The 13949-nt window shown below is 71.3% G+C and carries 12 protein-coding genes; 6 read left to right on the top strand and 6 right to left on the bottom strand.

Going from position 1 to position 13949, the window contains the following annotated elements:
• Positions 1-11 precede the first annotated feature (11 nt).
• From FXO23_RS35060 to FXO23_RS35040, 5 genes are all read right to left on the bottom strand, one after another.
• Entirely contained in the window at positions 12-896 is an 885-nt protein-coding gene (locus FXO23_RS35060; protein WP_158890310.1) for a TIGR03854 family LLM class F420-dependent oxidoreductase, read from the bottom strand.
• Between the two features lie 63 nt (positions 897-959).
• A complete protein-coding gene (locus tag FXO23_RS35055) occupies positions 960-2195 on the bottom strand; it encodes an RNA polymerase sigma factor (RefSeq protein ID WP_246258212.1) in 1236 nt (411 codons plus the stop codon).
• Positions 2192-2536 (bottom strand): YciI family protein, encoded by a 345-nt coding sequence (locus tag FXO23_RS35050; RefSeq protein WP_158890306.1) that lies wholly within the window; start codon positions 2534-2536, stop codon positions 2192-2194. The genes FXO23_RS35055 and FXO23_RS35050 overlap by 4 nt, the downstream gene beginning before the upstream one ends.
• A gap of 80 nt (positions 2537-2616) precedes the next feature.
• Positions 2617-3231: a class I SAM-dependent methyltransferase gene (locus FXO23_RS35045; RefSeq protein ID WP_158890304.1), complete on the bottom strand. Its 615-nt coding sequence runs from the start codon at positions 3229-3231 to the stop codon at positions 2617-2619.
• Positions 3232-3519: 288 nt separating this feature from the next.
• Positions 3520-4878 (bottom strand): MFS transporter, encoded by a 1359-nt coding sequence (locus tag FXO23_RS35040; RefSeq protein ID WP_158890302.1) that lies wholly within the window; start codon positions 4876-4878, stop codon positions 3520-3522.
• A 187-nt stretch (positions 4879-5065) separates the two neighbouring features.
• Between FXO23_RS35040 and FXO23_RS35035 the strand changes: the two genes are divergently transcribed.
• Genes FXO23_RS35035 through FXO23_RS35015 form a run of 5 tightly spaced genes read left to right on the top strand, consistent with a single transcriptional unit; the run spans position 5066 to position 12215 of the window.
• Complete coding sequence (locus tag FXO23_RS35035; RefSeq protein WP_158890300.1) at positions 5066-6694, top strand: (2,3-dihydroxybenzoyl)adenylate synthase; 1629 nt, start codon at positions 5066-5068, stop codon at positions 6692-6694.
• Positions 6691-7746, top strand: a complete 1056-nt coding sequence (locus tag FXO23_RS35030) for a cupin domain-containing protein (protein WP_158890298.1) — start codon at positions 6691-6693, stop codon at positions 7744-7746. Before FXO23_RS35035 ends, FXO23_RS35030 begins: the two co-directional genes overlap by 4 nt.
• A 7-nt stretch (positions 7747-7753) precedes the next feature.
• Positions 7754-8590, top strand: a complete 837-nt coding sequence (locus tag FXO23_RS35025) for a fumarylacetoacetate hydrolase family protein (RefSeq protein ID WP_158890296.1) — start codon at positions 7754-7756, stop codon at positions 8588-8590.
• Positions 8587-10149, top strand: a complete 1563-nt coding sequence (locus FXO23_RS35020; protein WP_158890294.1) for an FAD-dependent monooxygenase — start codon at positions 8587-8589, stop codon at positions 10147-10149. Before FXO23_RS35025 ends, FXO23_RS35020 begins: the two co-directional genes overlap by 4 nt.
• Positions 10146-12215 carry an acetate--CoA ligase family protein gene (locus FXO23_RS35015; RefSeq protein WP_158890292.1) on the top strand — a complete coding sequence of 690 codons (2070 nt, stop codon included), beginning with the start codon at positions 10146-10148 and terminating at the stop codon, positions 12213-12215. The genes FXO23_RS35020 and FXO23_RS35015 overlap by 4 nt, the downstream gene beginning before the upstream one ends.
• Positions 12216-12224: 9 nt before the next feature.
• Here FXO23_RS35015 and FXO23_RS35010 read toward each other — a convergent pair whose 3' ends face one another.
• The gene (locus FXO23_RS35010; protein ID WP_158890290.1) at positions 12225-13094 is read right to left on the bottom strand and encodes a PaaX family transcriptional regulator; all 870 of its coding nucleotides are present in this window, start codon (positions 13092-13094) and stop codon (positions 12225-12227) included.
• A 90-nt stretch (positions 13095-13184) separates the two neighbouring features.
• Here FXO23_RS35010 and FXO23_RS35005 point away from each other — a divergent pair, with 90 nt between their 5' ends.
• Positions 13185-13751: a hypothetical protein gene (locus FXO23_RS35005; RefSeq protein ID WP_158890288.1), complete on the top strand. Its 567-nt coding sequence runs from the start codon at positions 13185-13187 to the stop codon at positions 13749-13751.
• Positions 13752-13949: the final 198 nt, after the last annotated feature.

Raw genomic sequence — 13949 nt, 5'->3', positions numbered from 1 at the left:
GCGTCACCGGGTCAGTTCTGCAGCGGAAGCATATGGGTGGTGAACCGGTCCAGGAATTCGGCGTACGAGGTGATCGGTCCCGCGGGGCGGATGACGAATTTGGTGAGTCCCGCGTCGATGAACCGTTTGACGAGTTCCCGCGCGTGGTCCCAGCCGGTGGCGATCAGGTCGGCCGGATCGGTGTCCGGTTGCCGATCGCGCGCGAGTGCGGCGAGTTCCGGTGGGATGCCGTCGGTGGTCACCGCCAGGCTGATGCCGTAGTGATCGTCCTCGATTTCCCGCCCGGCCGCCTCGGCCGCGGCCTGGATGGTCTCGCGCCCGCGCAATGCCTGGTCCGGGGTGAGGAAACTGGCCAGCCAGCCGTCGGCGAGGCGGCCGACCCGGTTCAGGGCGGCCGGTGCGCTGCCGCCCAGCCAGAGGTCGAGCGGTTTGCGGGGTTTCGGGGAGATGCGGGCGCCCTCGACGGTGAAGAACTCACCGGAGAAGCTGACCTCGTCCTTCTCCAGCAGGAGCCGCACCAGCCGCAGCGACTCCTCCAGGACGGCGGCGCGCCGCCCCGGCGGAACTTCGAACGCCTGCCGTTCCGCCTTGCGCGCCGGTTGCAGGCCGAACACCGGGAGCACCCGTGCGGGCGCGAGCGCGGCCAGCGAGGCCAGTTGTTTGGCGACCAGCACCGGATGCCGTCCGGGCAGCACGGCCACTCCGGTGCCGACCTTCAGCCGGGACGTCCGGGACAGGGCGTGCGCCATGCCGATGAACGGATCGACCTGCGGGGAGAACACGACTTCCGGCAGCCACAGGGAATCGATCCCGAACCGCTCGATCTCGTCGACGGCGTCGGCGAACCCCGTCGGGTCGACCTCGGCCCCGAGCCCCACTCCGATGCGTACCTTCATGGTTGAATCTGATCACGGCGCGCCAGGGGAAACCACCAGGTTCACCGGTCCGCACCAGTGAACTCAGGAAACCTCGCCGAGTCGTCGCTCAAGGTAACGACGCTCGGCGTCGGTGGCGACCAGTTCGAGCGCCTCGCGGTACGCGGCGGCCGCTTCGACACGTCGATCGAGGCGGCGCAGCAGATCGGCGCGCGTCGCCGGGAGCAGCCGGTAGCCCGCCAGTTCGCCGGATTCGGCCAGTTCGTCGACGAGTGCGAGCCCGGCGGCCGGACCGTCGGCCATCGCCACGGCCACCGCGCGGTTCAGCCGCACCACCGCCGAGGGCACCACCTCGGCCAGCCTGCCGTAGAGCGCGGCGATCTGCGCCCAGTCGGTGTCCGAGGCTTTCGCGGCGGTCGCGTGGCAGGCGGCGATCGCGGCCTGCAACTGGTACGCCCCGGGGCGGCGGCGTCGCAGGGCGGTCTCGAGCAGGCCGACCCCCTCTTCGATCTCCGCGGTGTCCCATCGGGACCGGTCCTGGTCCTCCAGCAGTACCAGATCGCCGGCGGCGTCGACCCGGGCGTCGCGGCGGGCGTCCTGCAGCAGCATGAGCGCGAGCAGGCCGATCACCTCGGGTTCGTCGGGCATCAGCCGGGCGAGCACGCGGGCGAGGCGGATGGCTTCCGCGCTGAGGTTCACGCGAACCAGGTCCGCGCCGGAGGTCGCCGCGTAGCCCTCGTTGAACAGCAGGTACAGCACGGCGAGTACCGCGTTCGTGCGTTCCGGCAGCAGGTGCGCCGGAGGCACGCGGTACGGGATGCCCGCGTTGCGGATCTTGCGCTTGGCCCGCACCAGGCGCTGGGACATCGTCGATTCGGGGACCAGGAACGCCGTGCCGATCTCGGCGGTGGTCAATCCGGCCAGGGTGCGCAGCGTGAGCGCGATCCGGGCTTCGAACGGCAGGGCCGGGTGGCAGCAGGTGAAGATCAGGCGCAGCCGATCGTCGCCGACGCCGCTTTCGTCGTCTGCCACGGGTTCCTCGGGCGGCGCCAGCATCGCGACCTCCTGCAGTTTGGCGGCTCCCACCGCTTCCCGGCGCAGCCGGTCGGTGGCGCGGTTGCGCGCCGTCGTGGTGAGCCAGGCTCCGGGCCGGCGCGGGATACCGTCCACCGGCCAGCGCTGCAGCGCCTTCGCGAAGGCGTCCTGCGCGCATTCCTCGGCGAGGTCCCAGTCGCCGGTCACCCGGATGAGGGTGGCGACGACCTGACCCCATTCCTCGCGGAAGGCGGCGGCGAGCGCCGCCTCCACCTCGGTGCTCACGCTTCCCAGACCGGCCTCACCTCGACGGCCGAATCGCCCAGGTTCGGGCAGGGGTGCCGGGCGGCTATCTCGAGGGCTTCGTCGAGGTCCGCGCATTCGATGACGTGGTAACCGCCGATCTGCTCCTTGGTCTCGGCGAAGGGGCCGTCGGCGATGAGCACCTCGTCGCCGCGCACCCGGACGGTCGTGGCGTCACCGCTCGGCCGCAGCCGCACGCCGCCGCGCAGCACGCCCCGGCGGGTCATCTCCTCGTGCCACGCGGCGAACTCGGGCATGGCCATGTGCTCCGTCGGGCTCACCGCGGTGGACTCGTCGTCGGAGATCATCAGGACGTACCGCACGTTTCCTCCTCGTCGGGTCGATCCACCACAACGACGAACGGGATCGCCGGACATCGACAGGCTACGTCGGCGGAAGCCGTTCAGATCGCCCTGGCGCGCAGGAACTGCTGCCGTTCACTCCGTCCGGCGTCCAGGTCGACCTCGACCTCGGTCCGGGCGAGCACCTCGAATCCGGCCTCGGCGACCAGATCGGTCAGCTGCCGAAGCGGGAACGCGCTCTCCCGGATGGTGGTGCCGAGAAAGGGCACCGGGGTGTCGTCGTAGTCGCCGTCGACCATGCCCAGCGCGAGCAGCCGCGGCCCGCGGAGCCGTTCGCGCAGGGCCCGCAGCACCGGAAGGATGTCCCGCTTCGGCAGCATGAGAAGCGCGAAGAACGAGGCGACGGCATCGAATTCGCCGAGTTCGGGACCGAGGTCGCGCAGGTCGCGGCGACGCAGATCGGCTTCGGGCACGCGGGCGCGGGCGAGTTCGAGCATGCGCCGGGATTCGTCGACGCCGACCACTTCCAGGCCCGCCCCGGCGAGCTGGACCAACGTCGGGGTTCCGCTGCCGCAGCCGTGGTCGAGGACGCGCCCGCCGGGTGGCACCTGGTCGATCAGCCAGCTGCCGGTGGCCACCTGCTCCGGGCGGTCGGCGAACGCGTGCTCGTATCGCTCCCCGATGTGGTCGAAAGGCGCGGATTGATCACTGTTCACCAGCGAAGTCTGGGGTACGGCGCGACATCGCCACTAGCGTCGGATGGAGCAATGCGGTTTGCGCCGCGCCCGGGTGAGAACCCGCCTACCGAAACGCCGAACTACACACTCAAGCACGCGAACTACACATTCGGGCACGCGAACTACACATTCGGGACCACCCCGCGACACCGGTCGCCTTCCCGGACAACTGACGTACCCGAGTGTGCAATTCGCGTGCCCGGACGTGCAATTCGCGTGCCCGGGCGTGTAACTCGCGTGCCCGAGTGTGCAACTCGCGGCGGACGATCACTTCACCGCGTTGCCGCCGGTGATGCCCGAACTGAAGGTGCCCGCACGCGGTTCGATCCCGTTCGTCGCCGTCGCTCCGTGGCGCTGGGGGCGGGGGACGAGGGCGACCGCGGCGGCGGCGAGCAGGGCGACCCCGGCGAAGAAGGCGAGGTTCCAGCCCGCGCCGAGATTCGCCGCCACCAGGTAACCGCCGATGGTCGGGCCGAAGATCGCCCCGAACCGCCCGACGCCGAGCGCGGTGCCCAGGGCACTCGCGCGCGAGCCCACCGGATAGCTGCCGCCGACGAACGAGTTCAGCAGGATCTGGGTGCCCACACCGAATCCCGCGCCCACGATCAGCACGTAGGTCAGCGCCAGGGGTGGTTTCGTGGTCAGCAGGACGATCGCGGCCGCGGCGACGGCGAACATCACCACGATCACCGGTTTGTGGCCCCGCCGGTCCGCCGCCCACGACATGACCAGCGCGCTGAGGATCGTCCCGGCGTTCAGGGCGAGCAGGAAGCCGAGTGCCGACCCGAGGGAGAAACCGGCCTGCCGCATGATCTGCGGCAGCCAGGTGTTCAGCCCGTAGACCAGCAGCAGTCCCAGGAAACAGGTCACCCAGAACAACATCGTGGTGACGCGGTACCGCGCGGTGAACAGCGCGCGCACCGCCCGCACGCCGGTCGTGCGTTCATCGGCCCGCGGGGCCGGAGCGTCCGGCAGGCCGAGTTTCCGCGCCAGCGCGGTGGCCTCCGCCGAGCGGCCGCGGGCCCGCAGGAATTCCACGGATTCCGGGAGGAGCCACCAGGCGAGCGGCAGCACGAGCACCAGCGGCAGCGCGCCGATCGCGAACATGGTGCGCCAGCCCGCCGCGGGCAGCAGGGCCTGGCCGACGAGCGCGGTCAGCACGCCGCCGACGGCCCAGCCGGAGAACATCAGCGCGTAGGTGAAATTGCGCCGGTGCGCGGGGGCGTATTCCAGGGTCAGCGCGGTCGCGGTCGGGATCACCCCGCCCAGTCCGAGGCCCGCGACGAACCGCAGCACGCCGAGCCACTGCGGGGAGGAGGCCAGTGCGCACGCGCCCATCGCCACGGAGAACCAGGCCAGGCAGGCGAGGATGACCGGTCTTCGGCCGACGAGGTCGGTGACCGTTCCGGCGACCAGTGCGCCGATGAGCATGCCGAGCAGCGCGTAACTGCCCAGCGTGCCCGCCTCGGCCGGACCGAGCGCCCAGCCGGGTTCGTGGAGCAGCAGCGGGATGACGGCGCCGTAGACGATGAGGTCGTAGCCGTCGAAGATCACCGTCACGAAGCAGACGGCGACCACCAGGACGGCGGAGCGGGGCCAGTGCGGTGCGCGGGATGCGATGTCCATGGCAGTCCTCCGTTTTCCGGCGACGCGCATAGTGCCACGGGCCACTGTTTTGTAACTAGAGTCGATACGGCCAGCTGTGTCCGCGTTTCACTAGGGATTTCCCAAAAGTGGAACACGTCTGTTGACGGGCGTGTCAGCCTGTGTTTCGCTTTAGTCACTGGGCAACCCGGAGAGAGCTTGGGGCGAGATGAGCGTGCGAGACGGATTCACGCCGTGGCCGGAAGCGGACGCCCGCCGCTACCGCGCCCTGGGTTACTGGCGGGGAGTGCCGCTGGGGGATGTCTTCGCCGAACAGGCGGTGCGCGTTCCGGACCACCTCGCGCTGGTCGACGGATCGCGGCGCTGGACCTATCTCGAGCTCGCCGCGGCCGTGGACGATCTGGCCGACCGGCTCGCCGAACGCGGGCTGGCGGGCGAGTGCCTGGTGTCGCAGCTGCCGAACGTGGCCGAGTTCGTCCTGCTGACCCTGGCCTGCTTCCGGTCCGGGGTGGTGCCGGTGATGGCGTTGCCCCAGCACCGGCGCGCGGATATCGCCTACCTGCTGGAGCTCACCGGTGCGGCGGCCTACGCCGTCCCGGATCGGTACCGGGATTTCGACTACCTCGAGCTGGCCACCGAGGTTTCCGCGGAAGCGCCCGCACTGCGCGAAATCCTCGTGCGCAGGAGCGCGGCGGCCCTGGATTTCGTCGCGGTCCGGCGGACCGCGCGGCCCGCCGGGGAACCCGGGCGGGGGCCCGAAGGCGGGGACATCGCGGTCCTCCTGTTGTCCGGCGGTACCACCGGGCGGCCCAAACTGATCCCGCGCACGCATGACGACTACGCGCTCAACGCCCGGGCCAACGCCCGCGCGTGCGCGATGGACGAGCGGACGGTCTACCTGGTGGCGCTGCCCGCGGCGCACAACTTCGCGCTCGCGTGCCCCGGAATCCTCGGCGTGCTGTTCTCCGGCGGCACGGTGGTGCTCAGCGACAGCCCGGCGCCGGAGAAGGTGTTCGGCCTGATCGAACGGCACCGCGTCACGCACACCGCCGCGGTGCCCGCGGTGGCGCACCGCTGGGCCGACGCGAGCGGATCCGGCGGGTGCGACCTGTCCAGCCTGCGCACGGTGGCGGTCGGCGGTTCCCGGCTCGCGCCGGAGCTCGCGCGGCGCATCGAAGCCGCCCTGGACGTGCGGGTCCAGCAGGGTTTCGGCATGGCCGAGGGATTGATCAACTACACCCTTCAGGACGATCCACCCGAGGTGCGGTGCGAGACCCAGGGCCGTCCGGTGTGCGCGGGTGACGAGATCCGGATCGTCGACGAAGCCGATCGCGACGTGCCCGAGGGCGAGGCAGGCGAGTTGCTGGCGCGCGGTCCGTACACCATCCGCGGCTACTACCGCGCGCCCGAGCACAACGCCCGGTGCTTCACCGCCGACGGCTGGTACCGCACCGGGGACGTCGTGCGCTGGCATCCGTCGGGCAACCTGGTCGTCGAGGGGCGCACCAAGGACATCATCAACCGCGGCGGCGAGAAGATCTCCGCCGAGGAGGTGGAGAACCTCGCCTACGGGCATCCCGCGGTGGCCGACGCGGCGGCGGTGCCCATCCCCGATCCCGAACTGGGCGAGCGGATCTGCCTGTACGTCGTCGGGCGCGTCCCGGGCCAGCCCACGCTCGAAGACCTGCGGCAGCACATGACGCTCGGCGGTGCGGCCGCGTTCAAACTGCCCGAAGTCCTCCGGCTGCTTCCGGAACTGCCCACCACGAACGTCGGAAAGGTCGACAAGAAGGCCTTGCGCGCCGACGCCGCGACCCGTGCGGGGAGAACGCGATGACCACTTCCACCGAAGCCGAAACCGATCCGGCCTACGCCGCGATCGAGGATCTCGGCGCCGCACCCCTGTGGCGCTACTACGGGAACCTGTTCCCCGCCGAACCGCGCAGCGCGGCCGTGCCGTACGTGTGGCGCTACCACGCACTGCGCCCGCACCTGCTGCATTTCGCGGAGACCCTGTCCCTGGAAGAGGCCGAGCGCCGGGTGCTGATGCTGATCAACCCCGGGATGTCGGATCCACCGGCGACGGTGAATTCGCTCTACGCGGGAATCCAGGTGATCCTGCCCGGTGAAACCGCGCAGGCGCACCGGCACGCGGCCAACGCGTTCCGGTTCGTCATCGAGGGCGACGGCGCCTACACCACGGTCGACGGGGAACGCCTGCACATGCGGCCGGGGGATCTGCTGCTCACCCCGGGCTGGCACTGGCACGACCACTACCACGAGGGCGACGGCCCGATGATCTGGCTGGACGCCCTCGACTACCCGCTGGTCAACGCGCTGGAGGCGGGGTTCTTCGAGCTGTTCGAGTGCCGGTCGCAGCGACCGGTGGTGCCGGACAACATCTCCTCCCGGCAGTTCGTGCACGGTCATCTCGTCCCGGCCTGGGACATCGCGCGCTCCGAGGTTTCGCCGATCGGCAACTATCCCTGGGCCCAGACCGAGCGGGCGTTCGACGCCATCGCCGAGGACGCCGAAGGCAGCCAGGTCGACGGGATCGTGCTGGAGTACACCAACCCGTGGACCGGCGGGCCGGTGATGCCGACCATGTCCTGCCGCGTCCAGCGGCTGCCACCGGGTTTCCGCGGCGCCGCGTTCCGGCGCACGGCGAGTTCCGTGCTGCACGTCGTCCGGGGGTCGGGCACGATCCTGATCGACGACGAGCGGTACGACTGGCACGACCGGGACGTCATCGCGGTGCCCGGCTGGGCGATCTGCGAACTGCGCAATCCCAGCGCCACCGAAGACGCGATCCTGTTCTCGTTCAGCAACGAGCCGGTGCTGCGGGCACTGGGGCTGTATCGCGAAGAACTCACCGAACGGCAGGGCTGAACCGGGCATGCGCATCGCGGTATTCGACTCCGGCCGGATCGGGATCGTCGAGGGGGTGGACGTGTTCGACGTTTGCGGCGGCGACCCCGGCCCGGCCGGTCCGCTTCAGTCCTTTCTGGACAGTGGGCGGCCGTTCACCACGCGCGGGGCGGCCGTCCCGCTGAGTTCGGTGCGCCTGGCGGCGCCGCTGCCGCGGCCGCCGAAGATCATCGGCGCCCCGGTCAACTACGCCGCGCACCGCACCGAGATGGCGGCGGGGCAGAGCATCGCCGAACTCGGGTTGTTCCTCAAGGCGTCCTCGTCGGTGATCGGCCCCGGCCAGGCGGTGCGCCTGCCCTACACCGACGTGCGGACCGACCAGGAGGGCGAACTGGCCGTGGTCATCGGCCGCGCGGCCTGGCACGTCCCGGTCGAGCGGGCACTGGAGCACGTCTTCGGCTACACCTGCGCGCTGGACATCACCGTCCGGTCCACCGAGGACAGGTCCACCCGGAAGTCGTTCGACACCTTCACCCCGCTGGGTCCGTGGGTGGTGACCGCGGACGAGGTGCCCGATCCCGGCGACCTGATGCTGCGGTGCCGGGTCGACGGCGAGCTGCGGCAGGAGGCGAGCACCCGCGACCTGCTCTTCGGCGTGCCCGAACTCATCGCGTACGCCAGTTCGGTGTGCACCCTGTGGCCCGGTGACGTCATCCTGACCGGCACCCCGGCCGGGGTGGGCCCGATCAACGAGGCGCGGTCGATCGAAGTGGAGATCGAACGGATCGGGCGCCTCGAGGTATCCGTCGACGCGGGGCAGGCGATCCCGTACGCGGATCGGCCGCGGGCGGGGGTGGGGGCATGAGCAAGATCGCGGTGATCGGCGGCGGACCGGGCGGGTTGCTCGCCGCGGCGCTGATCCGGGAGCGGCGGCCGGACATCGAAGTGGAGTTGTTCGAGCGCAACGGTTCCGACGAGAGTTTCGGCTTCGGCGTGGTGTTCTCCGCGCTCAAACTGGCCCGGCTGGTGCAGGAGGACCGGCGGCTCGGCCGGGAACTGGCCGACTCCGGGCGGCATTGGGACCACATCGACGTCCACCTCGCGGGCGAGCGGGTGCGCTGCGGCGGCCTCGGTTTCTCCGCGATCTCCCGCCGCAGCCTGCTCGGCCTGTTGCGGGCGCGGGCCCGGGAGGCGGGGGTCGAACTGCGGTTCCGCACCGAGGCGGATCCGGTGGAACTGGCCCGCTCCTACGACCTGGTCGTCGGCGCCGACGGGTTGAACAGCCGGACCCGGCACGCCCACGCCGGCCGGTTCGGGCCGACCGTGGACCACGCGAGCGCGCGCTACATCTGGTTCGGCGCCGATCGGCCGTTCGACTCGATGACGTTCCTGTTCGAGGAGACCGAGGCCGGCTGGTTCGCGGTGCACGCCTACCCGTACGACCGGAACACCAGCACGTTCGTCGTGGAATGCGACGAGCCGACCTGGCGCCGGGCCGGTTTCGACGACGCGGGCGCCCTGCCGCCGGGCAGCAGCGACGAGAACAGCCGCCTGCGGCTGGAACGGATCTTCGCGACCCAGCTCGACGGCGCCAAACTGCTGGCGAACCATTCGCGGTGGCAGACCTTCCGGACCGTGCGGGCGCGTTCCTGGTGCCACGATCGAACGGTCCTGCTGGGCGATGCCGCGCACACCGCCCATTTCTCCGTGGGCTCGGGCACCACCATGGCGCTGGAGGACGCGCTGGCCCTGGCCGATCAGGTCACCCAGGCCCCGGCCGCGGGCCTGGGGGACGCGATCCGCGCGTACGAAGCGATCCGCCGGCCGAAGGTGGCCCGGGTGCAGGACGCGGCCGTGCCGAGCCTGTCCTGGTGGGAGAACTTCGCCGACTACGCCCGGCACGAACCGCGCCGGTTCGCCGTGCACTTCCTCACCCGCAGCGGCCGGGTGTCGTTCGACCGCCTCGCCGCGGGCGATCCCGAGTTCGGCGCGGAAACCCTGCGCTGGTACGGCCTGCCACACTCGCTGTCCATTCTGGACACTCCGATCGAGATCGGATCGGCCGTGTTCCCCGGGCGGCTGGTGAGCGCCGCCGAGGTGGATCGGCGGTGTGCCGAGGCGCTGTGGACCACGGCGCCCGCGCGGACCGGTGACGTGCCCGCGTTCATCAGCCGGCTCGCCCGGGCCGCCGCGCCACCCCCGTTGCTGGTGATCCGCGCGGCGGGGCCGGGCCTGGCCGAGCGCACGGCGGCGGTGCTCGTGGCCGAACTGGCGAAACTGCGGCTGGGCATCCCGGCCGCCCTGATCACGGGTCACCCGGATCCCGAGTGGGCAGCGACCTATCTGCTGACCGCTCGCGCGGATCTGCTGGTGACTTCGGAGCCCGATACTGGGGGTACCGGGGGAGCGGGAGCCGTCCGATGACCCGAGCACAACCTGTCGCCGAGCGCGGTGCGGCGACCGGGCTCGGACGGCTCTTCGCCCCCCGGTCGGTCGCCGTGGTCGGCGCCTCGGCATCGCCGGACAAGGCGGGGTTCGCGATGATGTCCGCGCTCGCCGCGTTCCCCGCCGTGTTTCCGGTCAACCCGCAGGCGCGGGAGATCGCGGGGCGCCCGGCCTTCCCGTCGGTGGCCGACATCCCGGTTCCGGTGGATCTGGCGGTGCTGACCGTCCCGCCGCTGGCCGTGCCGGACGTGCTGGCCGACTGCGCGAGCGCCGGGGTCGGCGCGGCCGTGGTGTGCGCGGGCGGCTTCGCCGAAAGCGGCGCCGACGGTGTGCGCCTGCAGGAACGGATCGCCGAGATCGTGGCGGACACCGGGATCCGCGTGCTCGGCCCGAACACCTCCGGATTCGTCGATCCGGCCCGGGGAGTGTGCGCCAACTTCATGCCCGCGGTGCGGCGGCTGCGGCCCGGCCCGATCGGGATCGTCGCGCAGAGCGGCGGGATGAACCTGGCGCTGTGTTTCCTGCTGCGCCGCGAAGGGATCGGCGTGAGCCTGGCCGTGGGCCTGGGCAACGCGGTCGACGTCGGGTTCGCCGAAGCGCTGGACCATCTCGCGCGGGATGAGCGCACGCGGGCGGTCGCGCTGCACGTGGAGGGCGTGGCCGACGGGCGGGCCCTGATGGCCGCCGTGCACCGGGTCACCGAGGTCAAACCGGTGGTCGCGATGAAGGTCGGCGCCTCGGACGTCGGTGAGTTCGCCCGGTCGCACACCGGCGCGCTGTCCGGGGACTGGGCGGTGACCCGGGCGGCGCTGACCCAGGCCGGGGCGGTCGTGGTGGACACCCCGGGCGAACTCGTCGACGCGGTCGCGGCGCTCGGCTACCGCCGCCTGCCCGCGAATCCCGATCCGGGGGTGGCGGTGGTGACCGGGCAGGCCGGGCCGGGACTGTTCATCGCGGACCGGTTGCGCGCCGCGGGGATCCGGGTTCCCGAACTGTCCGAACCGACCGTGCGGCGCGTGCGCGCGCTGCTGCCGCCGGTGACCTACCAGCGCAATCCCGTGGACACCGGCCGCCCCGGTGCCACGTTCCCCGAAGTGGTGGAGGCCGTGGTGAGTGACAGCGGAATCGACGCGACCCTGGTGTACGCGTTGCAGGAACAGGGCACCGAGCAGATCGCCGCCGGGCTGGCGCGGCCCGGCGCGGCCACGGTGTTCGTCACCGGTGGGCTGGAGCAGCAGGTCCGGCGGCAGCGGGATCGGCTGCGCGCGGAGGGCGTCCCGGTCTACCCGGCGCCCGATCGGGGCGTGACCGGGATGAGCGCGCTGGTGGCCGACGCCCGGGCCCGCGCCCTGCGCGCGGCGCGGATCGCCAACGCCACGTTCGGCGGCGCGGACGTGCCGGTGGTGCCGCCCGCGGGCCGGTTCGACGAGCACCAGGCCAAATCGCTGCTGGAAGGCTTGGGCCTGCCCGGTCCGCGGCGGGTGGTGGCCCGTTCCCACGCCGAGGCGCGCCGGGCGCTGGCCGAACTCGGCGGCCCGGTGGTGGTGAAGGTGTGCGACGCGCGGATCCGGCACAAATCGGATATCGGCGCGGTACGGGTCGGGGTGCATTCGCCCGAGCAGCTCGACGCGGCGTTGCACGGGATCGACGACGCCACCGGGGGCCGGGCCACGCGGTATCTGGTCGAGCGCCAGGCGGACGCGGGCACCGAGCTCATCGTCGGTGCGGTGCGCGACCGCGCCTTCGGCCCGGTGGTGCTGCTCGGGCTCGGCGGTGTGGACGTCGAGATCCGTGCGCGCACGGCGATGCGGCTGGCCCCGTTGTCCGAAGTGGACGCACGCGACATGGTGCGGGAACTGCCGTCGCGGGTGCGGGAAGGGGCGCGGGGCAGGCCGCCGGTCCCGGTGGAGCCGGTGGCCGCGCTGCTGGTCCAGCTGGGCCGGTTGATGGTGGCGAATCCGCAGGTGAGCGAGATCGACGTCAACCCGGTGCGGGTCACCGCCGCCGGTCTGATCGCCCTGGACGCGCTGGTGCTGCTCGATTAGCGGGCTCGATTAGCAGGGGAGTGGCGGCACCGGAGGCAGGTCGCCCGCCGGGCGCGCCATCTCCGCGGTGACCTCCTGGTAGAAGCGGGTAGCCGGTTCCCGCAGCACTTCGAACACCGACAGCATGGTCTCGCGGGCGTGCTTGCCCGGCCAGTCGTCGGGCAGCAGTTGCGCGGGCAGCCCGGGATCGGTGAACAGGAACTTCCGGTACTCGTGGATCACCTGGGTGCGCAGGACGAACGCCCGCTCCGGCTCGGGCAGATCGGCGCGCAGCCGGGAAAGCCGTTTCTCCCAGCGGTTGAGGTAGTCGCGGTACCCGTCCGCGAGCGAGGCGAGGTCCCAGCACCGGGCCGCCCGCTCGAGGTCCTCTTCGCGGCTGAGCGAACGGGCGACCAGCCGGTCGTACTGGGCGCAGGGTTCGGCCGCGAGCACGTTCGTCGCCTCCCGCAGGCGATCCCACGGCGAGATCCAGGTCGACGCGGCGAGCGGACCGAAACCCAGCCACGCCAACTGTTTCCGGATGCGGCCTCGGGCGGATCGCTCGGTCTCGGGTACCGAGAAGATCACCACGTGCCACTCGCCGGACCAGTTCTCGTGCGGCGCGCCCATGATCCGCACGTAGCCCTCGTCGAGCAGGTCCCAGCCGCGTTTGGCGGGGAGGTAGAAGCTGATCCGGCCGGATTTCATCGTCCGGAACCAGCCTTCCCGGCGCAGGCGCGACATCAGCACGCGCAGTGAGTCGGGCGGCACGTCGAACGGTTCGAGGAGCCGGGAAAGCGCCTGCAGCGTGAGGTAACCGCCGTCGGCGCGCACGTATTCGCCGAAGATGTCGAACACCAGCGACCGTGGCTTGCTCTCGCCCGTCGCGTCTTCCGTCATCTGCCCAGTATCCCTTACCGGCTCTACAAGATCGATCAGGCGGGTGCGGAATTCACCAAGTCGCGCGGTTTCCGGTCGGAAAGGTGCCATGTGGACGAAGCGTTGCATTCTGGTGACACCCGTAACGACCAGGCCGTGGACCTCGACACCCGGACGATGCGCCAGGCACGAGAGGGAACGGTGATGATGACGAGCCCGGCACCCACGTTGATCCCCGAACGACCGCTCACGACCGCGGTTTCCTGGTACTTCAACGGAGGTGGCGCCGCCTGGGGTTTCGAGCGGCGGCACTGGGTGCGGTTGTGCCGCCAGCTGCTCGACCGGCTGGAACCGATGGCCCGCAGCGGCAAGGGAACCCTCAGCTGCGCCGAGCTGGTCCGGGGCACCGCGGTCGAACACCACGAGGCGTGGCGGCACGTGCTGACCAACCTGCTCGACATCCTGGTCAAGGCCTGCGTCGACGTCGACCTGCCGAACATCACCGCCCTCGTGGTCGTGCAGGAGACCGGTCTGCCCACCCGGGGCTTCTTCGAAGCCGCCCGCCGGTACGGCCGCAAGCACCTGAACGAGGCCGACGACGCCTACTGGGGCCGCGAACTGGAACGCGTCCACCACCGCTGGTCCCGGACACCCCGCCCGACCCGCACCCGCCGCTGACCACGCGGTGGGTGAGCTGACCACACGGCAGCAAGCGCTTGTGGGTTCTTGGACCGACGGTGAGCGTGATCGCAGCGATCACCAGTGCGTCGTGCGGCGCTGCGCCAACTGAGCCTTTCTCGGTAAGGCTTCTCGGACTTTGCGGGAAGTGCCCAGGACGTGGGACGCGCCGAACGCCGCATCGACGCTGGCTCAGCC

This window comes from Amycolatopsis anabasis (genome assembly GCF_009765355.1).
GTDB classification, from domain to species: domain Bacteria; phylum Actinomycetota; class Actinomycetes; order Mycobacteriales; family Pseudonocardiaceae; genus Amycolatopsis; species Amycolatopsis anabasis.
This window is presented reverse-complemented; position numbering and strand designations above follow the sequence as displayed.

Bases quoted from the DNA above. Each gene is read 5' to 3' on its own strand.
- FXO23_RS35060 (WP_158890310.1), bottom strand. From the start codon at position 896: ATGAAGGTACGCATCGGAGTGGGGCTCGGGGCCGAGGTCGACCCGACG.
- FXO23_RS35035 (WP_158890300.1), top strand. From the start codon at position 5,066: ATGAGCGTGCGAGACGGATTCACGCCGTGGCCGGAAGCGGACGCCCGC.
- FXO23_RS35015 (WP_158890292.1), top strand. From the start codon at position 10,146: ATGACCCGAGCACAACCTGTCGCCGAGCGCGGTGCGGCGACCGGGCTC.
- FXO23_RS35010 (WP_158890290.1), bottom strand. From the start codon at position 13,094: ATGACGGAAGACGCGACGGGCGAGAGCAAGCCACGGTCGCTGGTGTTC.
- FXO23_RS35020 (WP_158890294.1), top strand. From the start codon at position 8,587: ATGAGCAAGATCGCGGTGATCGGCGGCGGACCGGGCGGGTTGCTCGCC.
- FXO23_RS35040 (WP_158890302.1), bottom strand. From the start codon at position 4,878: ATGGACATCGCATCCCGCGCACCGCACTGGCCCCGCTCCGCCGTCCTG.
- FXO23_RS35030 (WP_158890298.1), top strand. From the start codon at position 6,691: ATGACCACTTCCACCGAAGCCGAAACCGATCCGGCCTACGCCGCGATC.
- FXO23_RS35025 (WP_158890296.1), top strand. From the start codon at position 7,754: ATGCGCATCGCGGTATTCGACTCCGGCCGGATCGGGATCGTCGAGGGG.